At 71.3% G+C, this 25,573-nt stretch carries 29 protein-coding genes; 16 read left to right on the forward strand and 13 right to left on the reverse strand.

All coding sequences use genetic code 11. From position 1 onward, the window contains the following. Positions 1–5 precede the first annotated feature (5 nt). On the forward strand, positions 6–1,175 hold the full coding sequence (locus BJ998_RS44300; protein WP_184870161.1) for a trans-sulfuration enzyme family protein: 1,170 nt from the start codon (positions 6–8) through the stop codon (positions 1,173–1,175). Here BJ998_RS44300 and BJ998_RS44305 read toward each other — a convergent pair. The 3 genes from BJ998_RS44305 to BJ998_RS44315 form a co-directional block, all read right to left on the reverse strand. Then, complete coding sequence (locus tag BJ998_RS44305; RefSeq protein ID WP_184870162.1) at positions 1,172–2,878, reverse strand: sigma-70 family RNA polymerase sigma factor; 1,707 nt, start codon at positions 2,876–2,878, stop codon at positions 1,172–1,174. The genes BJ998_RS44300 and BJ998_RS44305 overlap by 4 nt on opposite strands. Beyond that, positions 2,875–3,201: a YciI family protein gene (locus BJ998_RS48340; RefSeq protein ID WP_184870163.1), complete on the reverse strand. Its 327-nt coding sequence runs from the start codon at positions 3,199–3,201 to the stop codon at positions 2,875–2,877. The genes BJ998_RS44305 and BJ998_RS48340 overlap by 4 nt, the downstream gene beginning before the upstream one ends. Before the next feature lie 63 nt (positions 3,202–3,264). Further along, positions 3,265–3,798 (reverse strand): alpha/beta hydrolase, encoded by a 534-nt coding sequence (locus BJ998_RS44315; protein WP_184870164.1) that lies wholly within the window; start codon positions 3,796–3,798, stop codon positions 3,265–3,267. 73 nt (positions 3,799–3,871) lie between these two features. Here BJ998_RS44315 and BJ998_RS44320 point away from each other — a divergent pair, with 73 nt between their 5' ends. From BJ998_RS44320 to BJ998_RS44330, 3 genes are all read left to right on the forward strand, one after another. Continuing rightward, positions 3,872–4,387: a TetR/AcrR family transcriptional regulator gene (locus BJ998_RS44320; RefSeq protein ID WP_312890679.1), complete on the forward strand. Its 516-nt coding sequence runs from the start codon at positions 3,872–3,874 to the stop codon at positions 4,385–4,387. A gap of 367 nt (positions 4,388–4,754) precedes the next feature. Continuing rightward, positions 4,755–5,798 carry a trypsin-like serine peptidase gene (locus BJ998_RS44325; RefSeq protein WP_184870165.1) on the forward strand — a complete coding sequence of 348 codons (1,044 nt, stop codon included), beginning with the start codon at positions 4,755–4,757 and terminating at the stop codon, positions 5,796–5,798. A 98-nt stretch (positions 5,799–5,896) separates the two neighbouring features. After that, positions 5,897–6,346: a hypothetical protein gene (locus BJ998_RS44330; protein WP_184870166.1), complete on the forward strand. Its 450-nt coding sequence runs from the start codon at positions 5,897–5,899 to the stop codon at positions 6,344–6,346. Between the two features lie 18 nt (positions 6,347–6,364). Here BJ998_RS44330 and BJ998_RS44335 read toward each other — a convergent pair whose 3' ends face one another. Together BJ998_RS44335 and BJ998_RS44340 are read right to left on the reverse strand one after the other, a co-directional pair. After that, positions 6,365–7,159, reverse strand: coding sequence for an Rv2133c family protein (locus tag BJ998_RS44335; protein ID WP_184870167.1), 795 nt, complete (start codon positions 7,157–7,159; stop codon positions 6,365–6,367). Positions 7,160–7,166: 7 nt separating this feature from the next. After that, complete coding sequence (locus tag BJ998_RS44340; RefSeq protein ID WP_184870168.1) at positions 7,167–7,733, reverse strand: Rv2134c family protein; 567 nt, start codon at positions 7,731–7,733, stop codon at positions 7,167–7,169. 109 nt (positions 7,734–7,842) lie between these two features. Between BJ998_RS44340 and BJ998_RS44345 the strand changes: the two genes are divergently transcribed. The 3 genes from BJ998_RS44345 to mihF all read left to right on the forward strand — a co-directional run bounded on the left by BJ998_RS44345 (position 7,843) and on the right by mihF (position 11,292). Beyond that, complete coding sequence (locus BJ998_RS44345; protein ID WP_184870169.1) at positions 7,843–9,786, forward strand: prolyl oligopeptidase family serine peptidase; 1,944 nt, start codon at positions 7,843–7,845, stop codon at positions 9,784–9,786. A gap of 215 nt (positions 9,787–10,001) precedes the next feature. Then, positions 10,002–10,874 (forward strand): S66 peptidase family protein, encoded by an 873-nt coding sequence (locus tag BJ998_RS44350; RefSeq protein WP_312890680.1) that lies wholly within the window; start codon positions 10,002–10,004, stop codon positions 10,872–10,874. 106 nt (positions 10,875–10,980) lie between these two features. Then, on the forward strand, positions 10,981–11,292 hold the full coding sequence (mihF, locus tag BJ998_RS44355; protein WP_184870170.1) for an integration host factor, actinobacterial type: 312 nt from the start codon (positions 10,981–10,983) through the stop codon (positions 11,290–11,292). Here the strand turns inward: mihF and BJ998_RS44360 are convergent. Next, on the reverse strand, positions 11,285–12,373 hold the full coding sequence (locus tag BJ998_RS44360) for a hypothetical protein (RefSeq protein ID WP_184870171.1): 1,089 nt from the start codon (positions 12,371–12,373) through the stop codon (positions 11,285–11,287). The genes mihF and BJ998_RS44360 overlap by 8 nt on opposite strands. Positions 12,374–12,404: 31 nt before the next feature. After that, a complete protein-coding gene (locus tag BJ998_RS44365; RefSeq protein ID WP_184870172.1) occupies positions 12,405–13,028 on the reverse strand; it encodes a class I SAM-dependent methyltransferase in 624 nt (207 codons plus the stop codon). A 250-nt stretch (positions 13,029–13,278) separates the two neighbouring features. Between BJ998_RS44365 and BJ998_RS44370 the strand changes: the two genes are divergently transcribed. Beyond that, positions 13,279–13,659 carry a hypothetical protein gene (locus BJ998_RS44370; RefSeq protein WP_184870173.1) on the forward strand — a complete coding sequence of 127 codons (381 nt, stop codon included), beginning with the start codon at positions 13,279–13,281 and terminating at the stop codon, positions 13,657–13,659. A gap of 55 nt (positions 13,660–13,714) precedes the next feature. Here BJ998_RS44370 and BJ998_RS44375 read toward each other — a convergent pair whose 3' ends face one another. Beyond that, complete coding sequence (locus tag BJ998_RS44375) at positions 13,715–14,035, reverse strand: antibiotic biosynthesis monooxygenase family protein (protein WP_184870174.1); 321 nt, start codon at positions 14,033–14,035, stop codon at positions 13,715–13,717. 61 nt (positions 14,036–14,096) lie between these two features. On the opposite strand from BJ998_RS44375, the gene BJ998_RS44380 reads away from it, so the two are divergent. The 3 genes from BJ998_RS44380 (at position 14,097) to BJ998_RS44390 (ending at position 16,078) form a co-directional block, all read left to right on the forward strand. After that, the gene (locus tag BJ998_RS44380) at positions 14,097–14,537 is read left to right on the forward strand and encodes a MarR family winged helix-turn-helix transcriptional regulator (RefSeq protein WP_184870175.1); all 441 of its coding nucleotides are present in this window, start codon (positions 14,097–14,099) and stop codon (positions 14,535–14,537) included. A 5-nt stretch (positions 14,538–14,542) separates the two neighbouring features. Beyond that, entirely contained in the window at positions 14,543–15,547 is a 1,005-nt protein-coding gene (locus BJ998_RS44385) for an acyl-CoA dehydrogenase family protein (protein WP_184870176.1), read from the forward strand. Between the two features lie 87 nt (positions 15,548–15,634). Beyond that, positions 15,635–16,078, forward strand: a complete 444-nt coding sequence (locus BJ998_RS44390) for a DoxX family protein (RefSeq protein WP_184870177.1) — start codon at positions 15,635–15,637, stop codon at positions 16,076–16,078. Between the two features lie 173 nt (positions 16,079–16,251). On the opposite strand, the gene BJ998_RS44395 is transcribed toward BJ998_RS44390, so the two are convergent. The 3 genes from BJ998_RS44395 to BJ998_RS44405 are packed head-to-tail and all read right to left on the reverse strand — an operon-like array spanning position 16,252 to position 20,333. Then, positions 16,252–16,836, reverse strand: a complete 585-nt coding sequence (locus BJ998_RS44395) for a PadR family transcriptional regulator (protein ID WP_312890681.1) — start codon at positions 16,834–16,836, stop codon at positions 16,252–16,254. Between the two features lie 29 nt (positions 16,837–16,865). Continuing rightward, complete coding sequence (locus BJ998_RS44400; protein WP_312890682.1) at positions 16,866–17,498, reverse strand: class I SAM-dependent methyltransferase; 633 nt, start codon at positions 17,496–17,498, stop codon at positions 16,866–16,868. A 60-nt stretch (positions 17,499–17,558) separates the two neighbouring features. After that, positions 17,559–20,333 carry a glycoside hydrolase family 3 C-terminal domain-containing protein gene (locus BJ998_RS44405; protein ID WP_221339637.1) on the reverse strand — a complete coding sequence of 925 codons (2,775 nt, stop codon included), beginning with the start codon at positions 20,331–20,333 and terminating at the stop codon, positions 17,559–17,561. 125 nt (positions 20,334–20,458) lie between these two features. Here BJ998_RS44405 and BJ998_RS44410 point away from each other — a divergent pair, with 125 nt between their 5' ends. Both BJ998_RS44410 and BJ998_RS44415 read left to right on the forward strand, forming a co-directional pair. Beyond that, positions 20,459–21,013 (forward strand): hypothetical protein, encoded by a 555-nt coding sequence (locus tag BJ998_RS44410; protein ID WP_184870178.1) that lies wholly within the window; start codon positions 20,459–20,461, stop codon positions 21,011–21,013. 46 nt (positions 21,014–21,059) lie between these two features. Next, positions 21,060–21,605, forward strand: coding sequence for an AAA family ATPase (locus BJ998_RS44415; protein WP_184870179.1), 546 nt, complete (start codon positions 21,060–21,062; stop codon positions 21,603–21,605). Here the strand turns inward: BJ998_RS44415 and BJ998_RS44420 are convergent. Together BJ998_RS44420 and BJ998_RS44425 are read right to left on the reverse strand one after the other, a co-directional pair. Beyond that, a complete protein-coding gene (locus BJ998_RS44420) occupies positions 21,602–22,444 on the reverse strand; it encodes a phosphotriesterase family protein (protein WP_312890683.1) in 843 nt (280 codons plus the stop codon). The two genes, BJ998_RS44415 and BJ998_RS44420, sit on opposite strands and share 4 nt — an antisense overlap. Further along, complete coding sequence (locus tag BJ998_RS44425) at positions 22,441–22,980, reverse strand: DUF4865 family protein (protein ID WP_184870180.1); 540 nt, start codon at positions 22,978–22,980, stop codon at positions 22,441–22,443. Before BJ998_RS44425 ends, BJ998_RS44420 begins: the two co-directional genes overlap by 4 nt. 108 nt (positions 22,981–23,088) lie before the next feature. On the opposite strand from BJ998_RS44425, the gene BJ998_RS44430 reads away from it, so the two are divergent. Genes BJ998_RS44430 through BJ998_RS44440 form a run of 3 tightly spaced genes read left to right on the forward strand, consistent with a single transcriptional unit; the run spans position 23,089 to position 25,557 of the window. Next, on the forward strand, positions 23,089–23,658 hold the full coding sequence (locus BJ998_RS44430) for a TetR/AcrR family transcriptional regulator (RefSeq protein WP_312890684.1): 570 nt from the start codon (positions 23,089–23,091) through the stop codon (positions 23,656–23,658). Beyond that, positions 23,655–25,070, forward strand: coding sequence for an FAD-dependent monooxygenase (locus tag BJ998_RS44435; protein ID WP_184870181.1), 1,416 nt, complete (start codon positions 23,655–23,657; stop codon positions 25,068–25,070). Before BJ998_RS44430 ends, BJ998_RS44435 begins: the two co-directional genes overlap by 4 nt. Before the next feature lie 19 nt (positions 25,071–25,089). Beyond that, positions 25,090–25,557, forward strand: coding sequence for a hypothetical protein (locus BJ998_RS44440; RefSeq protein WP_184870182.1), 468 nt, complete (start codon positions 25,090–25,092; stop codon positions 25,555–25,557). Positions 25,558–25,573 lie beyond the last annotated feature (16 nt).

Here is a 25,573-nt window from a genome sequence, read left to right on the forward strand (position 1 = left end):
AAGCCATGGACCAGCACCCAGCCACCCGCGTCGTCCACCAGCACACGCCGGCCCTGCCCAACTCGCACCCGATCAGCGTGCCCCTCTACCAGGCGTCCAACTTCGGCTTCGACGACCCCGACGCCCTCGCCGACGCGCTCAACGCGCCGGACCGCGGCTTCGCCTACAGCCGCTACGGCAACCCGACGACCCGGGCGCTGGAGGAGACCGTCGCCGCGTTGGAGGGAGGCGCGGCGGCGGTGGCCACCGCCTCGGGCATGGGCGCGATCTGCTCGGCGCTGACCGGCGTGCTCAAGACCGGCGACCACGTGATCGCGCAGAGCTGCCTGTACGGCGGCACCTACGCGACGCTGACCTACCTGCACGAGCACTTCGGCATCGAGGTCAGCTACCTCAGCGGCGAGGACCCGGCCGAGGTCGCCGCCGCGGTGCGGCCGACCACGAAGATGCTCTACCTGGAGACGATCAGCAACCCGGTGACCCGGGTGGTGGACCTGCCGGCGTTCCTCCGGGCCGGCAAGGACGCCGGGCTGCTCACGGTCGTGGACAACACCTTCGCCACGCCGCTGCTGTGCCGGCCGATCGAGCACGGCGCCGACGTCGTGCTGCACTCGATCACCAAGTACCTCGGCGGCCACTCCGACGTCACCGCCGGCATCCTGGTGTTCGCCGACGACCGGCACTACCGGTCCGGCTGGCACCACACGATGGAGATGGGCGCGGCGATCGATCCCTTCGCGGCCTGGCTGACGCTGCGTGGCATCCAAACGCTGGCGCTGCGCATGCGGCAGCACTGTGACAACGCGGCCCGCATCGCCGAGCTGCTCGCCGCGCACCCCGCGGTCGAGAAGGTGCACTACCCCGGCCTGCCGACGCATCCCGACCACGAGGTGGCCAAGCGGGTGCTGGCCGGCTTCGGCGGCATGGTCAGCTTCGACCTGGCCGGCGGCCGCGACGCCGGCTACACGTTCACCAAGGGCGTGCGGCTGGTGAAGCTGGCGGCGTCACTCGGCGGCGTGGAGAGCATGGTCCTGCACCCGGCCAGCACCTCGCACCGGCAGCTCGACGCCGACGCGCTGCGGGCCGCCGGCATCGCCGAGGGCACCATCCGGCTGTCGGTCGGCATCGAGCACGTGGACGACATCTGGGCCGACGTCGAGCAGGCCCTGCCCTAGTCGGCCAGCTTGAACGCCAGCTCGGTCTCCCACGCGTCCATGTCCGGCTGCGTGCGTGGATCGGTGTGGTAGATCTCCAGCCGGCAGCCGAACTTGTCGCCGTCCGGGGTCTGCTCGACGTCCCAGCGCAGGCCCTGGGCGTCGGCCCACTCGTTCAGCCGCCGGGTCGCGTCGAGCAGGCCGCGCGGGTGGCCGACGTGGACGGCCGACACGTATCGGCCGGCCGGCAGCACGCCGGAGAACACCTCGCCGTCGCCCTCGACCGGGCCGGCCACCGGGAACCCGGCCTCGACCACCAGTTCCCGGTCCATGTCGATCACGACGTAGCGGAGGAACGGGGCGCTGTGGGGCGAGATGCCGCGCCGGCCGAGCCAGCCGGCGAGCACCGGGATCTGGTCCGCGATCTCCGCGATGCTCCGCATCGTCACAGCGCGCCTGATGCCGACGTAGGGCTGCTCGTCCCGCTCGATCACGCTGGGCTCCATCGCCCGTCCTCTCGTCTCGTCCAGTCGTCTCGTCAAGAACCGGCGGTCGGCCTCGGCGGTAGCCAACCCCAGTGCCTGCTCGTACGCCAGCGCCGCCTCGGCGTGGCGGCCGAGCCGGCGCAGGAAGTCGGCGCGGGTCGCGGGCAGCAGGTGATAGCCGGGGATGTCGATCCCGTCCAGGAGTTGGAGACCGGCGGCCGGGCCCTCGGCCATCGCGACCGCCGCCGCCTGATTGAGCCGGACCACGGGCGACGGCACGACCGTGGCCAGTCGCTCGTACAGGCCGGCGATCAGCGGCCAGTCCGAGCCGGCGGCATGGCTCTCCGCGATGGCCGCCTGCAGCTGGTACGGCCCCAGCCGCCCCAACCTCGTCGCCCGCGCCAGCGCCGCCCGCCCCTCGGCGATCTGTGAAGCGTCCCAACGGCTCCGATCCTGGTCGGCCAGCAGCACCACGTCGCCGGAAGCGTCGAGACGGGTGTCGCGGCGGGAGTCGTGCAGCAGCATCAACGCCAGCAGCCCGGCCGCCTCCGGCTCGTCCGGCATCAGCTGCGCCAGCAGCCGGGCCAGCCGGATCGCCTCGTCGCACAGCGGCCGCCGCTCGGGCGTGCTGTACCCCTCGTTGAACATCAGGTACAGCACGCCCAGCACCGCGGTCGTGCGTTCCGGCAGCAGATGCGCCGGCGGCACCCGGTACGGGATGCCGGCGTTGCGGATCTTCGCCTTCGCCCGCCCCACCCGCCGTGCCATCGTCGGTTCCGGCACGAGGAACGCACGGGCGATCTCCGCCATGCTCAGCCCGGCCAGCGTGCGCAGCGCCAGCGCCACCTGCGCCTCGAACGCCAGCGCGGGGTGGCAGCAGGTGAAGATCAACCGCAGCCGGTCGTCCTCGATGCCCGCCTCGTTCAACAGCACTGCGTCGACGGGTTCCGAAGGCTCGTACGCGGTCACCGCGACCTCCCGGAGCTTGGCCGCGCCGACCGCCTCCCGGCGGATTCGGTCCGTGGCGCGGTGCCGGGCGATCGTGGTCAGCCACGCGCCCGGCTTGCGCGGCACGCCCTCGACCGGCCACTGCCGGACCGCCGCCGCGAACGCCTCCTGGGCGCACTCCTCGGCCAGGTCCCAGTCGCCGGTGAGCCGGATCAGCGTCGCCACGACCCGGCCCCACTCCTCGCGGAACGCGGCCGCGACCGGCCCCGGATCAGCCGGCACGTCGGTCACGGCTGCCAGAGCGGCCGCACCTCGATCATCCCGTAGCCGGCGGCCGGGTGCTTCGACGCGATCTCCACCGCCTCGTCCAGGTCGGCGCACTCGATCAGGACCAGGCCGCCGATCTGCTCCTTGGTGTCGGCGAACGGGCCGTCGGTCAGCAGCACCTGCCCGTCCCGCACCCGCACGGTGGTCGCCTCGGTCGGCGGCCGCAGACCGGCCCCGCCGCGGACGACACCGCGGGCTTCCATCTCCTCCGACCACCCGCCGCAGCCCTGGGCCAGCTCCTCGGGCGTGGGCTCGCGGTCACCGGCGATCAGCAACGCGTACTGCATGGTGGGTCCCTCCTCGGATCGGTTCGCACCGATACGTCGAATGGAACCATCCGGGTCGGACACTCACGCGCCGGCGACTTCGAGCGTGTCGTCGAGCCAGTCGCAGATGCGGGTGAACGCCAGCCGCTGCGCCCCGACGTGGCAGTGCGCGTCGGCGCCCTCGGCCGCGGTGAACTCCAGCAGCGTCTTCGGACAGGTCAGGTGTTCGTAGAGGGCCTCGGGCTGGCCGGCGAAGAACAGGTCGGACTCGGCCTTGCAGACCAAGGTCGGGCACGTGATCCGCTCGGCGATGCCGTCGGCCACGTGGTAGTCGATCATGCTCGCCAGGAACTGCCGTGGCGTCCGCGTGGCCGTGACGAACATGCCGTGGTTGAGCGCCCACCGCATCGACTCGTTGGACGCCATCGCGGTTGTGAGGGTTTCGTCGAGCTCGGGGTCGGACTCGGCGCGCAGCCGCCGCACTGTGTCCTCGTCGGGCACGCCGTTGAGGAACGCCACCCGTGCGTCGTAGACGCCGTCGTTGGCGATCACCGCGGCCAGTCGGTGCTCGAAGGCGGCCGCCCGTGGCGCGAGCACGCCGCCGAGGCTGACGCCCATCAGCGCGATCCGCCGGTTGGGGGTGGCAGATGGCGAACCGATCCGGCGGACCGGCGGGCGCAGTGCGCGTGTCGTGGCCGCGGTCCACCAGGCGGCGCTCGAGCTGCTGGAGGACCCCGGGGCCGAGGTGACGATCCCGGCCGTCGCGCGGCGCGCCGGCGTCAACCCGGTCAGCGTCTACCGGCGCTGGGGCACCCGCGAGGGCCTGCTCGCCGACGTCGCGATCACGCGGCTGGAACGGGACTCGCCGCCCGTCGACACCGGCAGCCTGCGCGGCGACCTCATCGCCTGGGCGCAGTCGGCGGTCGAGGACCTGGGCACGCCCCTCGGTCACGCCTTCCTGCACGCCCTGGTCGGCTCGCTGCCGACGACGCCCGAGGCCGACGCCGAACGCAGCTCGCACCTGCTGCGCCGCATCGTCACCATCCAAGAGGGGATCTTCGACCGTGCCGCCGCGCGCGGCGAGCATGTGCCCGCGCCGGAGGACGTCTTCGACATCGTGCTGGCGCCGCTGTACCTGCGGGTGCTGTGGGGCGCGCCGCAGGCCGACCCGGTCGTGCTGGTCGACCGGCTGCTCAAACTGGGCTGACAGACGCCGAACCTTGCTACGGATGCCGTCCGTAGCGACGCGGTGACTGTCGCCATCCGGCGTGAGACGACCGGCTCACACCCTTGCGTCCGCCGGCGACCGTGACCGACGCCCGGCCGGCCGGGGCCGTTCGTAGGGTCGAATCAAGGCGAATCACGTCGGTAATTCCCGTACCCGCCACCCGGTCGGCGGAATTGCCGTGCATGCATCGTACGGGCCAGCGCATTGTTTGCTCATTGTGAACGACCCTTGACGCTTTCGGCCCGGCCGTCCGGAATATCCGAACGGAGTCGTTTCGGTGCGCCGTGACGCCGCTAGCGTTGGCCGGGCAAATTTCGAGTTCATTTCTCCGGAGGGGAACGAATTCATGAAATTATCCGCATTCGGCGCGGCGGCCGCGGCCGCCCTGCTCGGGACGGCGCTGACCGCCGCCGGCGCGAGTGCCGCGACCGGCGGCGACGTGGTGTCCGGGGCGGCCGGGCTCAGCCCGGACGTGGCCGCCACGGCGCACGGTTCCGGCGTCGACGCGCACGAGCAGGCGCTGGCCGCGTACTGGACGCCGGACCGCATGAGACAGGCCAGACCGGAGAGCGAGATCCCGGCCGTGCAGAACCGGACCGGGACGGTGTCGGCGGCGCCGACGGGCCCGGCCGGACCGGCCGGCCAGGTCGCCGCGGCCGCGCCGAAGGCCGAGCCCAAGGCGGCGAGCGGTGGCGGCTCGCCGGACGTCGCGCCGGCGGCGTACTACCCGAACTACCCGGTCGGCCACCCGGTCGCCCGCACCTACGGCAAGGTGTTCTTCACCAGCTTCGGCCTCAACTACGTCTGCTCGGCCACGATCGTCAACACCGAGGGCAAGTCCGAGGTCTGGACGGCCGGCCACTGCGTGTCCGACGGCCAGGCCTGGAACAGCAACTGGACCTTCGTGCCGAACTACGCCAGCGGCTCCGCGCCGTACGGCTACTGGTACGCCTACCAGCTGTGGACCACAACGGCGTGGTTCAACAACAACAACGACTTCGCCAACGACGTCGGCTCCGCCGTGCTCTACCGCACCAACGGCTGGCGGATCACCGACTACCTCGGCGGCCAGGGCATCGCGTGGAACTACCCCATCGGGCAGTACGTGTACGCCTTCGGCTACCCGCAGGCCGCGCCGTTCGACGGCTGCTGCCTGGTCGGCGAGAACGGCCCCACCTACAACGGCGGCGGCAACACCATCTACATGGTCAACTACATGACCGGGGGCTCCTCCGGCGGGGCGTGGCTGATGTCGTTCGACGGGAATTGGGGCTACATCAACGGGCACAACGACTTCAAGTACAACGCGTCTCCGCAGTACATGTACTCCCCCTACTACGGAAATCAGGTGTTGAGCCTCTACAACACCGTCCGCAACATTTCCACGTGATGACACGGTAGACCGATCGGATGACCCGGGGATGCCGGCCGCCGGCATCCCCGGCATTGGTGCAACCGAAAGCCGGCCGGCCCCGTCCGGGAGACATGATGCGAAGAATTCACGCCGGCGCCGCGCTGGGCCTGCTGCTGCTCCTGGCGGGCTGCGGCGCCGCGAACACCGGCGTCGGCAACGGCGCGAGCCAGGTGACGTCCACCAGCCTGCCGCCGCCCACCGGCGCCGCGCCGATCGGGCCCAACCGGGCCACCCCCGACCCGACCGTCGTCGAGCTGCGCAAGACCCGGTTCGACCGGGCCGCCGCGGGCACCGGCAACGAGCTCGTGGTCCAGTACACCGCGGGCGGCCGCGCCGACTGCTCCAAGCTGGGCCGGGTGGACGTCGTCGAGGCCGACGACGCCGTCACCGTCACCGTGCTGCTGGGCCAGGTCCCCGGCGCGGACTGCGGCGGCGAGCAGCCGATGATCGCCGCCACCTTCGAGACGACCGTGACCCTCAAGGCCCCGCTGGGCAGCCGCCAGATCCGCGACGGCGCCAGCTAGCCGTTGATCACCGGCGGGTCAGAAGGCCGGCCACGGGATCGCCGGCCACTCGCCGGACGGCTCCGGATAGACGCCGGCGGCCAGCAGCAGATCGGTGCGGGTGATCAGCGCCGACACCTCGCGCCGGGTCAGGTGCTCGGCGACCTGCTCGGCGACCTCGCCGTCCAGACCGGCCCGCAGCTTGCGCAGCGCCTCCACGGCCTCGGCCGGCAGCGGCTCGCCGAGCCAGCCCCACAGCACGGTCCGCAGCTTGTTCTCGGCGTGCATGCAGATGCCGTGGTCGACGCCGTACACCGCGTCGGTCGCGGTGTGCAGCACGTGCCCGCCCTTGCGGTCGGCGTTGTTGACGACGACGTCCATCGCCGCCATCAGCCGCATCCGGGGGTGGTCGGCGTGCGCGAGCACGGCCGGGTCGCCGTACCGGTCGGTGGCGTGCAGCACGGCCCGCCAGCCCTCGGGCACCTCGTCGGCCGCCACGATGTCGATCAGGTCGGCGTCCTCGTCGGTGTCCACCCACAGCTGCACCATGCCGGGCCCGAACGGGCCCGGCCGTAACACCGTGGGCGGCACCAGGTCGAAGCCGGCCGCCTTGGACACCAGGTAGGTGGCGACCTCGCGGCCGGCCAGCGTGCCGTCCGGGAAGTCCCACAGCGGCCGCTCGCCGTTGATCGGCTTGTACACGCAGTTGGCCTGCACGCCGTGGTGGCTGATGGTGCCGAACAGCGTCGCGTTCGACGCGTCCACCAGCCGGCCCGTCACCTCGATCCGACCGCGCTCGACCAGCTCCAGCGCCCCGGGGTCGGTGGGCAGCACCGCGGGCTCAGCTGTCCTCGGTGCGGCGGTAGCCGTTCTGCCTCGGGCAGACGTGACCACTGGGGTCGAGCGGCTCCTCGCACAGCGGACAGGGTTTGCGGCCGGCGTTGACGACCCGGTCGGCGCGCACGGCGAAGGCGCGGGCGGCCGGCGGCGTGAGGAACACCCGGACCGCGTCCGGGCCCTCCTCGGTGTCGTCGAGCACGACGGCCTCGTCCACCTCGTCCTCGGTGGCGGCCAACAGCTCCACCACCACCGCGGTGGACTCGGCGTCCCAGCCCAGGCCCATCGTGCCGACGCGGAACTCCTCCTCGACCGGCACCGTGAGCGGCTCGGTGTCGACCAGGTCGTCGGGCGCGCTTTCGGGCACCTCGGCGCCGAACCGCCGCTGCACCTCCTCCAGCAGCGAGCCGATCCGGTCGGCGAGCACGGACAGCTGCGTTTTCTCCAGCACCACGCTGACCAGCCGGCCGTCCTCGGCCGCCTGCAGGTAGAAGGTGCGGTCACCAGGTTCCCCGACGGTTCCCGCTACGAACCGGTCGGGCTGGCGGAATACATGAATGACACGAGCCATGGCGCTTACGACCCTAAGGTATGCGGCCCGCGGCGGCCGCATGTCCCCTCCCGTTCACAGTTGTGGATGGGCCCGCCATGGGGTGGCCAGGGTTGGCTAGGGTCGTGTCGTGGTGAAGATCGCGTCGTACGGAACCTGGGTGTCCCCGCTCGCCGCGCAGGACGTGGCCGCGGCCGGCGGGTCGGTGCAGTGGGTCGACCTGCGCGACGGGGAGACGTGGTGGGCCGAGAGCCGGCCCGACGAGGGCGGCCGGGTTGCCCTCATGCGTGCCGGCAGGCCGGGCGAGCAGCCGCGGCAGGTCCTCGGCGCGCCGTGGAACGTCCGCAACCGCGTGCACGAGTACGGCGGCCGGCCGTGGGCCTTCGTCGGCGGCAAGATCGTTTTCACCCATTGGGTCGACCAGCGGGTGTACGCAGTGGACCCGGACGACGCCGACGCCACGCCGGGACCGATCAGCCCGGAGCCGGCCCGCGAGCACGGCGACCGCTACGCCGACCTGACCGCGAGCCCCGACGGCACCGAGTTGTGGTGCGTGCGGGAGACGCAGCTCAGCGACGCCTCCGTGGACGTGCGCCGGGACCTGGTGGCGCTGCCGCTGGACGGCTCGCAGCAGGTGCGGGTGCTGGCCGCCAGCCACCACTTCATGTCCGCGCCGAAGCCGTCCCCGGACGGCCGGCACGTGGCGTGGCTGGGCTGGAACCACCCGGCGATGCCGTGGGACGGCACCGAGCTGTGCGTGGCCGAGCTGACCGAGGACGGCAAGGTCGGCGAGCACCGCGTGATCGCCGGCGGCCCGGCCGAGGCGGTGTGCCAGTTCCGCTGGGAAGGCCCGGATTCGCTGCTGGCGCTGACCGATCCGCAGGGCTGGTGGAACCTGCACCGGGTCACGCTGGACGGCGCCGCGACCAACCTCGCGCCGTGCGAGGAGGAGCTGGGCGGGCCGCTGTGGCGGCTGGGCAGCAGCTGGTTCGCGCCGCTGGGCAACGGCCGGCACGTCATCGTGCGCGGGACCGCGCTGGCCGTGCTGGACGAGCGCAGCGGCACCGTCACCGACGTGGAGACGGACCTGCCGGTGTGGGTGGGGCAGATCGCCGCCGAGAACGGCGTGGTCGTCGGCATCGCCGCCGGCCCGCACACCGAGGCCGTGGTCGTCCGGCTGGACCTCGCCACCGGCGAGTCGACGGAGCTGACCGCGGGCGAACCGCTGCCGCTGGACGAGGCCTACCTGCCGACGCCGCAGGAGCGGATCTTCACCAGCCCGGACGGAGAGCGCATTCCCGCGTTCGTGTACCCGCCGACCAACCCGGACTACGCCGCCCCCGAGGGCGAGCTGCCGCCGTACCTGATCCACGTGCACGGGGGCCCGACCGGCAGCGTGGAGGGCACGCTCAGCTTGAACTTCGCGTACTTCACCAGCCGCGGCATCGGCGTGGTCGCGGTCAACTACGGCGGCTCCACCGGCTACGGCCGGCAGTTCCGGGAGCGGCTGCGCGGCCAGTGGGGCGTGGTCGACGTGCAGGACTGCGCCGCCGTCGCCCAGGCGCTGGCCGACGAGGGCACCGCCGACCCGGCGCGGCTGGCGATCCGGGGCGGCAGCGCCGGCGGCTACACCACCGCCGCGGCGATGACCATGCCGTCGCCGTTCGCCTGCGGCAACGCGATGTTCCCGGCCATCGACATGGTCTCCTTCGCCAGCGGCGAGACCCACGACTTCGAGTCGCGCTACCTGGACGGGCTGATCGGCCCGCTGGACACCGCCCGTGAGGTCTACATCGAGCGGTCGCCCAGCGAGCGGCCGGAGCGGCTGACCGGGCCGATCCTGCTGCTGCAGGGCCTGGAGGACGAGGTCTGCCCGCCGGCGCACACCGAGGCGTTCGCGCGGGCCATCGAGGGCAGCGGCATCCGGCACGCCTACATCGGCTTCCCCGGGGAGCAGCACGGCTTCCGCCGGGCCGAGACGATCAAGGCCGCGCTGGAGGCGGAGCTGTCGTTCTACGGGCAGGTGCTGGGCTTCGAGCCGGACAACGTGCCGCGGCTGGCGTTGCGCACGTGACCGGAAACGACGGCGGCGGGCCCGAATCGGGCTCGTCGGCGGTGATCGGGCGGCTCGGGCCGGCTTCGGCACCGGGTCGGTCGAGTGTCATCGGGCGGCGTGGCCGAACCTCGGAATCGGGCTCGTCGAGCGTCATCGGGCGGAGCGGCCAGACCTCGGGAGCTGCCGAGCGTATCCGACCCGAGCGGCTGCGCCCCGGAGACCTTGTCGCCCTGGTGGCGCCGGCCGGGCCACCGCCGCCCGAGGTGCTCCAGGCCGGCATCGACATCGTGCAGTCGTGGGGGCTGCGGGTGCGGGTCGGCAAGCACGTGCTGGACCGGCATCCCACGCTGGACTACCTCGCCGGCTCCGACGCCGACCGGGCCGCCGACCTCCAGGACGCCTGGTGCGACCCGGAAGTGGCGGCGGTGTTCTGCGTCCGCGGCGGCTACGGCTGCCTGCGGATGGTGGACCTCGTCGACTGGTCGGCGATGGCCGCCGCCGGGCCGAAGGTGTTCGCCGGCTCCAGCGACGTGACCGTGCTGCACGAGTTCATCGGCGCCCGGCTCGGCCTGGTGACGTTGTTCGCGCCCATGCTGGCGACGCTGGCGTTCACCGCCGACGAGCAGGCCCAACGACACCTTCGCTCGACCCTGTTCGATCCTGACGCCGTTCGGGTGTTGACCCGGCCGGGCGCGGGCCCGCTGGTTGCGGGCAAGGCCTCCGGTGTGGTTGTGGGCGGCAACGCGAGCCTGCTGGCCGCCGGCCTGGCCGCGAAGGCGGCCTTGCCGGCGCCGGACGGCGCCATCGCGGTCCTCGAGGACGTGAACGAGGATCCGTACCGGTTGGACGCGATCGTCACGAAGCTGCTGCGTGCCGGCTGGTTCGACGGCGTCACCGGCATCGCGCTCGGGTCGTGGGCCGACTGCGGCGAGCTCGCGCACGTGCGCGCGACGCTGCTCGACCGGCTCGGCGGCCTCGGCGTGCCCATCGCGTGGGAACTGGGCTTCGGACACTGCCCCGCGGCGCTCACGGTGCCGCTGGGGCTGGTCGCGGACCTGGACGCGGTGGCCGGAACTCTCACCATGAGGTCATCCGCATTGCGCTGACCGGGTGGTTTCTTGCGCAGATCGTCGAATGTCCGTGCCGGCGGCCCGGTCGAGGCCATTATCGGAGGTCGCCGCAAGGCACAGCATCGACGTCGAAGGGATCACCATGGCTCTGCCCGCACTCACGGCCCAGCAGCGTGCCGACGCGCTGGCCAAGGCTCAGCGAGCCCGCAAGGCCCGTGCCGAGCTGCTGGCCGGCCTCAAGGCGGGGACCGTGCAGCTGCCGGAAGTGTTCGAACGCGCCGAAACCGACGAAGTGGTCCGGAAAACGCGGATCATCGCCGTCATCAAGGCGTTACCGGGGGTCGGCCCGGTGCGGGCCGCCGAGCTGATGCGCGGCTGCGAGATCGCCGAGTCGCGCCGGGTGGGCGGCGTCGGCTCCGCGCAGCGCAGCGCCCTGCTGGCGGCGGTCAGCTGAGCAGCACGTTGTCGATCGACCACATCATCGAGCGGTCGCCGCCCCAGCACCGGAGCAGCCGGTCGCGGTGGCCGGCGAGCGCGGCCGCGTAGTCCAGGTCGCCGTCGTGAAGGAGCGTCGCGGCGTCGAGCAGTTCCGGCAGGTCCGCCCGGACGCGGGCGGCCGACATGCTCGGCGTGCGCGGTCCCTCGTCGTCGACGAGCTCCGGGTCCGGACCGAGAAGGGTGTAGCTGGGGAATCGGGCGCGGTCCGGCAGGACGGAGTAGAACGGCACGCCGTCGTTGAACCAGAACTCGGGCCAGCGGTTGCCCGCGAGGCACAACCACGGAGTGCCGGTGGCCAGCGCGGCCATGCCGAACCCGGTGTGCGGTGACAGGAAGACCTTCGACGCGCCGACCAGGCACAACTGGTCCCGCAGCGGTAGGTCCAACGCCAGCCGCGCACCGGGCACCGCCGCCGCGAGCCGCTCGTACTCGTCGCGGCCGTAGGTGGTGCTGGTCCGGCCGTCCTCGGCCAGCTTGCCCAGCAGCCGGAACTCGGTGCCCGGGAAGCGGTCCGCCAGCGCGGTCAGGATCAGCCGCCAGGACGTGACCGTCGGGTACATGTGGCGCTCCGCGCTGCCGCCGAGCAGCACCGTGAACCCGCTCCTGGCTTCCGCTCGGGGAAGGTCCAGCCGCAGCGGCTGTCTCGGTTCGTATGACGGCGGCTGCCGGCCCGCCCAGCCCCTCGTGCCGGTGAAGTAGGCGTCCGCCTGGTCGTAGTACGCCGCCAGCCCCGGGAAGAACTCCCGCTGCGCCGGCTGCGCCGACCGGATGTCGCTGACGACGTGCTCCCAGTCCTGGCCGATCTTGCCGAGCTGGTCCCGGGTGTCCGTGGCCGGGTCGAACAGGTCGAGCCGGATCGTGTGGACCTCGTCGATGAACGGGCACCACGTCGCCATCTCCGCCGGCGTGTCCGCGTTCAGCACCACGCCGATCCGCCGGGTCGGATCCGCCGCGTGGTAGTTGAGCGCGTACTGCAGGGCCTCGACCGCGTGCCCCACCGCGTGCGCGTACACGAAGTTGACCAGAACCGACCCCATGACGCCGATTCTGGCCACCCCGTCGATCGATTTACGGCTTGCGGGCGGCCATGAACAGGTCCTGCTCGGGGCTCGCGGTCATGTGGTTGGGCTGGAACTCGACGACCCGGTCCCGCACGACCTCCAGGCCGAGGGCGGTGAGCCGGTCGCGGAACACCTCCACCGGATAGCTGCTCACGCCGGCGACCGGCTGGCCGAGGAACTCGATCTCGATGCCCTCGATGTCGGCGGGCACGGTGGCCATCAGGAAGACCCCGCCGGGCGTCAGCCAGTCGGCGAACCTGGCCAGGGCGGCGTCGATCTCGGCGCGGGTGAGCTGGAGCAAGGGGTAGAACGCGATCACGGCGTTCCACGTGCCGGCGGGATAGGCCAGCGTGCGCAGGTCGGCGACCTCGAAGTGGGCGGCCGGGACCTGCTCACGGGCGATCTCGACCATGCGCGGCGAGACGTCGACGCCGGTGACGTCGTGGCCGGCGGCGGTCAGCAGCTCGGCGGTCGGGCGGCCGGTGCCGGAGCCGACGTCGAGCACCCTGGCGTGGCCGGGCAGCTCGGTGAGCAGCCAGTCGAGTTCTTCGCGCTGCGCGGCGAAGCCGGCGAACGCCTTCTCGTAGTCCTTGCCGAGTTCGTCGAAGAGTTCTGCCGCGGAGAGCCCCATGGCGTCCACGCTAGCGTGTCCCGCGCCGCCAGATCACGGCAATGCCGGAACGCCCAACGCGTTGAGCCATCCGTCCGAGTGACCCGCCTCGAACCCTTTCCCTCGCACGTCTGATCGGGTGACTTCATGGTTTGTTCACGAAAACGTCCCGAAAGCCGCGGACGCGGTGCAATGATCGAGAAGACGGGAGAGGGATAGGGGTCCCGTCGCCATTCGAACGACCCATTCAGTCGAAAGACGGGGGTACACAGTGATCAGTGGGGCATTGCGCGCCGGCCTGCTCGTGGCGATTCCGGCCGCGGCGCTGTTCGGCGTCGGCGCGGCGACCGCGGTGGCCGCGCCCGCCGCGACGACCTGCTCGTCGACCACGGGTTCCAGCGTCTGCTACACGACGGGATCGCACCACCTCAGCGTGTGTGACACCAACGCGGACGGCTGGGCGCCGTACGCGTGGTGGAATCCGGGCAGCAGCCACAGCCAGCCGACCAACCGCGCCGAATTCACCGGCGGGAACGGGCACTGCGGCTCCTATCCGGTGACCGGTTCCGGCGGCAAGATTTCGTTCCAGGCGTGCCGGGACGTCCGGCACGACCCGGACAACTGCGGCAGCTGGCAGACCGTGACGTACTGATTCCGGAAAGGCCCGGTCGGCGCGACGCCGGCCGGGCCTTTTCAATTCGTTGAATTCAGTGCACGGATTCCACGGCGTAGAGGTGCGGCTCGTAGGACTCGGCGATCTCGGCGGCGGCGGCCAGATGGGGCTGGGCGACGGGGTTGGCGAGCATGGCCCGGAAGGCCGCGGCGTCGGTCCACTGGGCGTAGTTGACGACCCGCACGCCGTCGGTGCTGGCGTGGATGTTGGCGGACACGAACCCGGGCAGCCCGGCCATGACCTCCTCGGTGGCGCGGGCCAACAGTTCGACGAGCTCGGCCTGCCGCTCCGGGCGCACGGTGAAGATGTTGATCAGGGTCGTCACCGGCTGGTCGACGGCGATGGTGGTGGCCACGGCGTCCCACTCCTTGGATGTCAGGTTCCTTACATGGCCGATTGTGTGTCAGGATCCTGACATGAGTCAAGCCCGGCACACCGAGCTCCGCCCCGGCTACCTGGTCAAGCGCGTCCAGCAGCTGCTGCGGCACGCCTCGGACGAGGAGTTGCGCCACACCGGCCTGTCGGTCGCCCAGTACGCGGTGCTCAACGCGCTGTCCGAACACCCCGGCGCGTCGTCGGCGGAGCTGGCCCGGCTCTGCTTCGTCACCCGGCAGTCGCTGCAGGACGTGCTCTCGGGCCTGCGCGGCAACGGCCTGGTGGTGGTCGCGGACAAGGCAGTCACCGGACGGGCCCGCCCGGCCCGGCTGACGGACCTGGGCCGGCAGCGACTGGAACAGGCCGAGAAGGTGATGACGGCGGTGGAGGGCCGGATGCTCGCCGGGCTCGGCCCGGACGACCGGGGCCGGCTCACAATGTTGCTGATCCGGTGCGCGGAGAACCTGACCGACCTAAGTTGACGGATGTGACTGAGCTGGTCGCCCGCGCACGGGCCATCGCAGACGAGGTGCTGTTCCCGGCCGCGGCCGAGGTGGACCTGGCCGGCGTGGTGCCGCGCGGTCACTTCGACCTGCTCGCGGCGGAGGGCTTCTACGGCATCTCGGTGGACGACGCCCTCGGCCTGCCGGAGACGGTGGCCATCCTGGAGGCCTTCGCGGGCGGCTGCCTGAGCACGATGTTCACCTGGATCCAGCACCTGGGCCTGACCCGCGGCATCTACGCGTCGACGAACGAGCCGCTGCGCGAGCGGTACCTGGACGAGCTCGCGGCGGGCCGGCTGCGCGGCGGCGTGGCGTACGCGGCGGTGATCCCGCCGGAGCCGAGGATGCGGGCCAGACGGGTCGACGGCGGCTACGTGTTCGACGGCGAGGCGCCGTTCGTCAGCGGCTGGGGCATCATCGACCTGCTGCAGCTCGCCGGCCGCGAGGGCGACACGGTGATCAGCGCCGTGATCGACGCGGTGGAGGCCCCGGGCCTGACGGTGCGGCCGCTGACGCTGGTCGCGGCGCAGGGCACGGCGACCGTGCACCTGACCCTCACCGACTTCTTCGTCCCGGACGAGCGGATCTACGCGACGGTGTCGCACGAGGAGTTCATCGCCGGCAACGCGGCCTTCGCGTCCCGGCTCAACGGCTGCGCCCCGCTGGGCCTGGCCGAGCGGGCGGCCCGGTTGGTCGAGGAGGCCGGTCAGGGCGCGGTCGCGGACCGGCTGCGCAAGGAGATCGGCGACGCCCGCGACCGCCTGGACGGCGGACTGATCGACCAGGCGTCGATGCCGGCGGCCCGGGTCGCGGCCGCGGAGTTGGCCTACCGGTCGGCCGGCGCGGTGGTCGCGGCGACCGGCAGTGCGGCGATCCTGGCCGGCCAGCACGGCCAGCGGCTGGTCCGTGAGGCGACGTTTCTGCTGGTCGCGGCCGGTCGGCCGGAGATCAAGGCGGGCCTGCTGGCGACGTTCGGAAAGATCTCCTGAAAAAGTTCAGGCGGCTTGTCGATCCGGGGAGGGTGTCGTTCGACGCAGGGGTGAGAGCCGGACAGACCCCGTGAACGGAGCCCCGAGATGACCGCGATCGCCAGCACCGCCGCCGTCACCACCGCCAAGACCGTCAAGACCCCCGTCGCCACCAAGATCGGCCGTGGCATCAGCGTCGCCGCCGTGGCGTTCCTGCTGTTCGACGCCACGCTGCACCTGATGAACCCCGACTTCGTCGTGCAGGCCTTCCAGCAGGCCGGCTTCCCCGCCTACCAGGCCACCGTCATCGGCCTGCTGGAGCTGGGCTGCCTGGTGCTGTACGTGATCCCGAAGACCGCGGTGCTGGGCGCGATCGTGCAGACCGCGTATCTGGGCGGCGCGTTCTGCTCGAACCTGCGGCTGGAGGCGCCGCTGTTCTCCACCCTGCTGTTCCCGGTCTACATCGCGATCCTGGTGTGGGCAGGCCTGTACCTGCGCAACGCCGCGCTGCGCGCCGCCCTCGGCGTCGACATCCTGGCCAAGCGCCGCTAGAAACCCGGTCCTACGCCCTGGCCGCCGTGGTCAGGGCGTTTCGGCGTCGCGCCACTTGAGCTTCACCTCATCGGCTTCGCGTCGGCGAGTTCCACCCAGTCCGCGGTGATCTCGACGGTCAGCGGATCGCGACGGTCCGTCAGGCGGAGCCCCCACGGTTCAGCGTCGGGAGATCACCCGGTCGGCGGCATCGGCCAATCGAGTGATCCGTTGCCGAGGTCGGCGACGACTCCCCGTACCCAGGACAGCTCGGCGGCGGTGACGTCTTGCAGGTATTCGTGCTCCAGCAGGTGCAGCCGCGGCACGTGGGCGGTGCGGGAGGCGTCGAGCACGGCTCGCGTCGCGCCGAGGGTTTGCTCCAACGCCTCGGCGCGACGCTCCAGCTGGGTCCGTGCGTCCTGTGGGTCGAGCAGATGCAGGAACGACACGACCGCCGGGAACAGCGGAAACTCCTGCGCCGGGGCGGCAATGCTGTCCTTCAGTCCGGTCAGCAGCGCATCGCGGCCGGCGTCGGTGACCGCGTAGACGGTGCGTTCGGGATGGCGGGAGTCGCGCTCGACGGCGTGCACCCGGATCAGCTCGTCCCGGGCCAGCCGGTCGATCGCGGCGTGCAGGCCGGACCGGTTGCGGACGTTGACCACCAGCTGCACGCCGCGTTCCTTCATCAGCTGCTGCATCCGGTAGGCGTGCATCGGCTCCTCGACCAGCAGCGCGAGGACGGCGATGGTCAGTGGTGTGAGCTGCCCGCGGGTCGGCACGGATTCGTACTGTACTAGTCCGTCACGGACTACTTCCGGGCGAGCAGGTAGCCCTGAGGGCCCTTCTCCATCGCGCCCGGCGCCCGGGTCAGCATCGCGACCTCGGTGAGGCCGGCCGCGGCGGCCAGCTCGCTCATCCGCCGCGGCGGGTGCCAGTACACCTCCAGCGACAGATCATGGCCGTACGCATGGGAAAGATGGGTCTGGAGCTCGCCCGCCTTGAACGCGACCATCAGGTAGCCGCCGGGCCGGAGCACCCGGTGGAACTCCGCGAAGGCCTTCGGCAGCAAGTCCAACGGCGTGTGCACGAGCGAGTACCACGCCAGCGCGCCGGCCAGACTGTCGTCGGGCAGGTCGAGGTCCAGCATCGAGCCGACCTCGAACCGCAGTTGCGGGTAGTCCCGGCGGGCCACCTCGACCATGCCCGGCGACAGGTCGATGCCGAACACGTCCACGCCGAGCTTGTGCAGGTAGATGGCGACCCGGCCGGGGCCGCAGCCGATGTCGGCCACCGGGCCGTGCCCGACGTGCTCAGCGAACACCGTGAGCATGGCCCGGTCGAAGGGCATCTCGTCCATCGCGCCACGGAGCATGTCGGCGTAGGCGGCCGCTGCGGTGTCGTACGAAGTCCTTGTGCTGTCGAGGTAGTCGGATTCGATCACGTACGGCACCGTAGCGGCCGAGCCCCGGGCCGACGGGGTGCCGGCCCGGGGCGTGTTGCGTCAGGACGGCAGCTGCCAGCGCTGCTGCGGCTGACCGTTGCAGTCCCAGATCTGCAACTGCGTGCTGTTCGTCGTCGACGCCGACGGATCATCCAGGCAGCGCCCGGAATTCGTGTTCACCAGCGCGCCGTTGGCCTGCGGCTGCCACTGCTGCGCGCCGGTGCCGTTGCAGTCGTAGAGCTGGACCTTGGTGCCGTTCGCCGTGCCGGCGCCGGAGACGTCCATGCACTTGCCCAGCGCCTGCACGGAGCCGTCCGAGCCGACGGTCCAGCTCTGCGCGGTCGTGCCGTTGCACGTGTAGATCTGCACCGGGGTGCCGTTGTCCGTGCTGGCCGAGCGGACGTCCACGCACAGGTTGGTTCCGACGCCGGCGACGATCGCACCGGTGTGCCCGGTGCCGCCGCCGTTGCCGGTCGTGGCCGTCCAGACGAACGTGGTTTCGCCGGAGGCGCCGGTGGTGTCGGTCGCCGTGACGGTCACGGTGCTGGTGCCGCCGGTCGTCGCGGTGCCGGAAATCGTGCCGTTGCTGGCGATCGTCAGCCCGGCCGGCAGGCCCGTCGCGGTGAAGGTCAGGGTCTGCCCGGACGCCGAATCCGTGGCCTGGACGGGCAGGCTGACCGCGGTTCCGACCGGGCTGCTCATGCCCTGGGGATTCGTCACGGTGACGGTGTTGCCGGCGTTGGTGCTGTTGACCGTCAACGTGCCGGACAGCTGCGGGTTGGCGGAGGTGTCGCCGACGGCGATCCGGTACGAGCCCACAGCCGTGGTCCAGCCGTTGTTCCAGTACGCCAGATCACGCAGCGTCAGCGGGAAGCTGATCGTCGTGCTGGCGCCGGGTTGCAGGGTGACGCGGTCGAAACCCTTGAGCTGCAACGGCGGTTCGCCGGTGGTGGCCGGATCCCCCACGTACAGCTGCGCGACCTCGGAACCCGCGCGGCTGCCGGTGTTGGTGACAGTGGCGGTCACCGTCGCCTTGCCATGGCCGTCCAGAGCGCCGACCTGGAGGTTGCTGAAGGCGAAGCTGGTGTAGGACAGACCGAAACCGAATGGGAAAAGCGGGGCGATGTTCTGCGCCTGGTACCAGCGGTAACCGACCTTCACACCCTCCGAGTACTGCACGGTGCCGTTGCTGCCCGGCCACTGCGCCTGGGTGTGCGCCGGCACGTCGGCCAGGCTCTTGGGGAAGCTCACCGGCAGCTTGCCGGACGGGTTGGTGTCGCCGAACAGCACCGAGGCGATGGCGTTGCCGTCCTCCTGGCCCGGGTACCAGGCCTCCAGGATGCCGGCGACGTTGTTCACCCACGGCATCGTCACGGCCGAGCCGGTGTTGAGCACCACGATGGTGTTCGGGTTGGCCGCGGCCACCTGCGTGATCAGCTGGTTCTGCACGCCGGGCAGGTCGATGCCGCCGATGTCGCTGCCCTCGGACTCGTTGTAACTGGCGAACACGATCGCCACGGTCGAGTTCTGCGCCAGCGTGACGGCCTGGCCGATGTTGCCGGAGTTGTCGCCGGGCGCGTACTGCACGCTGACGCCGGAGCCGGCGCGGCTGGTGATGCCCTGCAGCGGCGTGACCGTGCCGGAGGAGTTGACCCTCGCGCTGCCGCCGCCCGCGGTCTGCGGCGAGGCGCTGGCGTCCGCGCCGATCACGGCGATCGAATGCACAGAGGAGGTGTTCAACGGCAGGACATTGTTGTTACGCAACAACACCGTGCCCTCGGCGGCGATCTGCCGGGCCGCCGTCTTGTGCCCGGTGGACGTGACCGTCGCGCCGGTGTTGCCGGTGTGCGGGTTGTCGAACAGGCCGAAGGCGAACATCTCGGTCAGGATCCGGCTCACCATGGTGTTCAACGTCGCCTGCGAGACCTGGCCGTTCTGCACGGCCGTCTGCAGCGCGTTGCCGAAGTAGTCGCCGCCGGGCATCTCCTGGTCCATGCCGGCGTTGGCCGACGCGACCGTGGAGTGCGTGGCGCCCCAGTCCGAGGTCACGAAGCCGGGGAAGCCGAACTGCGTGCGCAGCGGGCCGTTGAGCAGTGCCGAGTTCTGGCACGCGTAGGTGCCGTTGACCGTGCTGTAGGAGCACATCGCCGACGACGCCGCGCCCTGCTGCACGCCGATCTGGAACTGCGGCAGGTAGATCTCCTGCAGCGTGCGGTTGTCGACGATGGCGTTGTCGGACGGCGTGTTCCGGTTGGTTTCCTGGTTGTAGACGCCGATGTGCTTGATCTGCGCCATCACCCCGGTGCCCTGCACGCCGCGGATCTCGGCGGCGCCGAGCTGCCCGGCCAGGTACGGGTCCTCCGACAGCGACTCGAAGGCGCGGCCCCAGCGCGGGTCGCGGATGATGTTGACGGTCGGGCCGAGGTTGACGTTGGCCCCCTTGCCGGCCTCCTCGCTGCCGACGAGCTGGCCGTACTGGCTCTCGGCGTCGACGTCCCAGGTCGCGGCGGCCGCGACCGGCGCGGGCAGCTGGGTGACGCCGCCCAGGTTCTCGCCGACGCCGGCCGGGCCGTCCTCCAGTCCCAGGGCCGGGATGCAGAGCGCGGGAATGGCCGGCGTGTTGCCGACGTAGCCGCCGCCGGAGCCGTGCAGCAGGCTGATCTTCTGGGCCTGGCTCATCTGGGCCAGCACCTGGGCGACTCGCTGCGGCACCGGTGCGGTCGAGCCGACCCACGGGCAGGCGGCCTGGGGTGCGGCGGACACGGATGTCGGGATCAACGCGGTGGCGGCAAGGCTCATGGCTGCGGCTACGCCCAGCCAGCGACGTGCGAACACGGTCTCTCCTCACTGAGCACACACGGACAGGCGCGCAGTGGCGGCTGGAAGCGCTCTCATAAGGTGGCATATGTTGTCGACCACAACGAGCACGAATCGATAAAGATGGCGGAGGGTGCGACCAGATGCCCCATGTGAGGGATGCTGCGGCCCGGCTGGCCGCACTGGACTGCTGCCGGCTCACGCCCGGACTCACCGACGACGAGTTCGCCCAGGTCGAGGCCGCGTACGGGTTCACATTCGCCGACGATCACCGTGCCTTCCTCGCCGCCGCGCTCCCCGTGGACGACGACCGGCAGCGCGGCTGGCCCGACTGGCGGGGCGGCGATCCGGCCGAGCTGCGGCGCATGTTGGACTGGCCGGTCGAAGGGGTGCTGTTCGACGTCGAGCACAACGTCATGTGGGACACCGCCTGGGGTCCGCGGCCACACACGGTCCCCGAGCGCCTGGCCGTCGCCCGCCGGCACCTCGCCGACGTGCCGCAGCTCGTGCCGGTGTTCGCCCACCGCTACCTGCCGGCCGGTAGCGGCAGTTGTGGCCATCCCGTGCTCTCGGTGTACCAGACCGACATCATCTATTACGGCGTCGATCTCGCCGACTACATCCACCGCGAGTTCGGCGGCCCCGTATCGGAGGCGGACCCGGTGGCGACGGTCCCGTTCTGGCGGGACTTCCTGTGAGTGCTCGGTAAAGGAACCATTACTCTGGCCGGCGCGTTGTCCGGGCATGAGGGAGCGCATCACCATCGAACTGGGCCGGCGCGATCTCCTGGTCGTGGCCGGGTTGCCCGGCGCGGGCAAGAGCACCTTGCTCGGCCGCTTCGCCGACGCCATGACCGTGCTGGACCCCGACCAGGTGCGGGCGGGACTGGCCGCGCTGCTGCCGGCCGGGACGCCGTACCGGTACTACCGGCCGGTTGTCCATGTGTGGCAGCGCATCCGCGTCGCCCGCGCCGCGTTCGGCCGGGGCCCGCTCGTCGTGCAGGAGCCGTCGACCCGGGCCACGACCCGAGCCTGGCTCGTGGCTCTCGGCCTGGTGACCCGCCGCCCGGTCCGCATGCTGTGGCTGGACGTCACCGCCGAGCAGGCGATCCGGGGCCAGCACAGCCGCGGCCGAGTGCTGCGCCGGCGCTCGTTCGACCGGCACGTGCGCCGGGCCGCCCGATTCCGGGAATCCCTGCTGGCACAGCAGGTTCCGGCCGGCTGGCACAGCGCGCAGGTGCTCACCCGCTCCGCCGCCGACACCACTGCGTTGGTCGGGGCGGCCGCCTAGAACGCCCGTCTGGGGTTCGTGACGAAGATCTGGGTCGCCAGTTCGGGTTCGAGGCGCGGGCGGATGTGCGTCAGCAGGTACGACATGCCCGGCGCTCCCCTTGCCGCGGCTGTCGTCGTGTCGCCACCCAACAAGAGTTGGGCGGCGTGCCCGGCGTCGGCGAGGTCGGCCAACGAGGTCGGCAGCATCCAGTCGGTGGCGTGGTTGGCGCGGGAGGGCCCGTCGAACGCCAGGAACGCGCCGGCCTCGGCGGCCCGGTGCTGCACCCAGCGGTCCGGGAACCGGTTGAGGTGCCCGAGGATCACCCGGTGCGGCGGCACTTCGAGTCTGTCGCACAACAGATCCAGCACGTCCAACGCCGCGGTGCCCAGTTCCAGGTGGACGCTCACGGGCACGCCGGTGGCGTGGTGCGCGCGGGCGGCGGCGGTCATCGTGTGCACGGCGTGCGGGTCGAGGCCGTGGAAGCCGCCGGCCACCTTGATCAGGCCGGCGCGGCGCTCGGTGATGTCGGCTACGAACAGTTCTTCCAGCCGTGGCAAGGACTTCCGGAGCCACTCCGGGTCGTAGTGCTGGGGCTGGTGCAGGCCCGTCGCCGCGACGATCGTGACTCCGGTGCGCCGGGACAACTCCGGCAGGGCGTCGAGGCGCCGCCCCATACCGGCCGGCGTCCACTGCACGACGGTGTGCCCGCCGGCTTGGCGGAACCGTTGCAGCTCAACGAAAGCCGCCTCGACGTCGTCCAGCTCCTGGCCCGGGAGCACTCGACTGGCCAGGAACAGGTGGTCGTGCGAATTGGTCACGCCCAGCTCGTCGACGTCACCGAGGACCGTGCGGATCACCAGTGCCTGCCAACCGGCAGCTGATCCAGCTCCGGCGTCGACAGGTGGCGGACCGTGTACTCCGCCGCCGGATTGTCCTCGTACAGCGTGAACCGGACGAGCTCCCAGCCCCGGGTGTCGACCGCCAGCGCCACGGAATGCACGCCGTCCTCGACCTTCAGCTCGGCCACTGCGTCCGGAATCTCCTCCGGCGTGATCCTGCGCGTCACCTTGCCCGCCCGAGTCGGCGTCGTGGCTGGTCCGCGCAGGAACGCCAGGCCCGTCCACTGCTGCACCACCGGCCGTCCGAACGACTCACACAGCCCGCGAAACCCGTCGCCCCACAGGAAGGTGTTCATGCCCGCCACCGTCCGCCAGAGATAGAACGGCGAGTACTGATTCACCGGCGAGCCGTCGGCGCGCTCCCGCACCAGGTACGCCTTCAGGCCCAGCCCCGGGAAGTCGTCCAGCAGCGGCCCCTTGGTCGCCACCCGCTCCCGGATGATCCCCATGTCGTAGTCCGCCGGCAGCGTGATCTCGTACTGCATCGCCTGCATGCCGTCACTGTACATACCACTAGGTACAGAACAAGGGGATATCGCACGCAACGGCGGGCCTTCCTTGATCGCTTGAAGTGTACGAAACCGTTTCGTACACTACGGCTCGTGGTGAGAGGGAAGGAACGAGAGGACGCCATCCTGGCGGCGGTGATCGAGCTGCTGGGTGAGGCGGGGTACGCGGCGCTGACGATGGACGCGGTGGCGGCGCGGGCGCAGGCGAGCAAGGCGACGATCTACCGCCGGTGGCGGAACAAGGCACAGCTGGTGAAGGCGGCGCTGGACGCCTACGACGCGAGGCAGAGCGAGGCGCTGCCGGACACGGGTGAGCTGCGGTCGGACCTGTACGCGGTGATGAGGTCGCTGCGGGAGCGGGCGAGCGAGAGCTACCTGGCGATGATCACGGGGCTGATCGCGGCGGCGAAGCACGACGCGGAGCTGGACGCGGCGCTGAAGGAGCATGTGGCCAACGAAGAGGTGTCGCCGTTCCTGACGAGCCTGCAGCGGGCGGTGGACCGCGGGGAGCTCGCGGCCGACGCGGACAGCGAGCTGGTCCACGACGTGGCGGAGGCGATGGTCATGCGCCAACTCACGGTCGGCACGTTCGACGACGCGTTCATCGGCCGGGTCGTCGACGACGTGTTGCTGGTGTTGTTGAAGCAAGGGGGAGAAAAGTGACCGTGCTGATCGCGGGGGCCGGACCGACCGGCCTCACGCTGGGCATCGAACTGGCCAGGCGCGGCATTCCGTGCCGGATCTTCGAACGCGCGCAGCGGCTGTTCCTCGGCTCGCGTGGCAAGGGACTCCAACCTCGAACGCTGGAGGTGTTCGACGACCTCGGGGTGCTGGACGCGATCCGGGCCGGCGGCATGCCGTTCCCGAAGTTCCGCCTCTACTCCGGCACGGAGATCGTCTGGGAGCGGCCGCTGCACGAGATGCTGGGCATCGAGGAAACGCGGCCCTCCCCCAGCGTCCCCTACCCGCAGCCGTGGCTGATCCCGCAGTGGCGCACCGACGAGATCCTGCACGACCGGTTCGTCCAGCTGGGCGGCAAGGTGGAGTTCGACTCCGAGGTCATCGGCGTCGAACAGGACGACGACGAAGTGCGAATCACCGTGCGCCGCAACGGAATCGACGAGGTGATCACCGGCGATTACCTGGTCGGCACCGACGGCGGCCGCAGCACGGTGCGCAAGCTGCTGGGCGTCGGCTTCGAGGGCGAGACGTACGAGACGGAGCAGACCCTCGTCGGGGATGTGCGGGTCGACGGCCTGACCGGCACCGCCTGCCACATCCTGACGCACTCCGGCGACGTGATGAAGCGGTTCTCGCTGTGGAACCTGCCGGGCAGCGACCACTACCAGCTCGTGGCCACCGTGACGGACGCGGCGATCCCGACACTGGCGAATGTCCAACAGCTCTTGGCCGACAGGACCGGCCGTACCGACATCCGGCTGCACGACCTGCGGTGGATCTCGGTGTACCGGATCAACGTGCGCATGGTGGACCGGTTCCGGGTCGGCCGGGTGCTGCTCGCCGGCGACGCGGCCCACGTGCACTCCTCGGCCAGCGGCCAGGGCCTGAACACGAGCGTGCAGGACGCGTACAACCTCGGCTGGAAGCTGGCCGGGGTCATCGGCGGGGCCCCGGACGAGCTGCTCGACAGCTACGAGGCCGAGCGGATGCCGGTCGCCGCGCAGGTGCTGGGCCTGTCCAGCGCCATGCACGCGCGGAACTTCCGGCCCACAACCGGCTCGGCGCCGGCGATCCACCAGCTCGACATCACCTACCGCGGCGGCCCGCTGGCGAAGGACGACCGGGCAACCCCGGGCGAGCTGCGGGCCGGCGACCGCGCCCCGGACGGGCTGCTGCCGGACGGCACCCGGCTGTTCGACCTGTTCCGCGGCCCCCACTTCACACACCTGACGTTCGACCGCCCGGCCGAGGGCTACGACGTCGAGCCCGGCACCCACGTCCTGGTCCGCCCCGACGGGTACATCGCGGTCATCAGCCCCGAAACGGACGCCGTCGAGCAGTGGCTGGCGCGATTCGGCACGGCCCCTGTGCGCAGGATGCAACCCGTGGCCTGACCGGTTCCGTCTGCAGGACATGGTCGCAATCACGCGTTCGATACTGCTGGCGGGAGTGCTGCTGTCGGTCGCTGCCTGCGCCTCACCGCCGCACCAGACGGAGACAGCCACGCAGCTGGTGAGCGCGCCGGTGTGCCCGGACGCCCTGCCGTCGCACCCGGCGGCCGGGCCGGCGTCGCCGATGGTGCCGGGCACGCCCGCGGCCGCGGTGGTCTGCCACTACGGCCCCCAGCAGCCGAACCTGATCAAGTCCGCGCAGGTCAGCGACGTCAAGGGGCTGCAGTCGGCGCTGAACTCCGCCGACACCGCGCCGCCGCCGCGCGGCGTCATGTGCCCGATGGACGACGGCCGCACCGACCTGGTGATCTTCGCCTACGCCGACGGCGGTCCGGTCGACGTCACCGTCAAGCCGACCGGCTGCGCCACCGCCACCAACGGCACGGCCAAGGCGTACCGCCTCACGGGCGCGGTGCTGAACAAGCTCTGATTGCGGGATTGGCGCT

Origin of the sequence: Kutzneria kofuensis, assembly GCF_014203355.1 — a bacterium.
Taxonomy (GTDB): domain Bacteria; phylum Actinomycetota; class Actinomycetes; order Mycobacteriales; family Pseudonocardiaceae; genus Kutzneria; species Kutzneria kofuensis.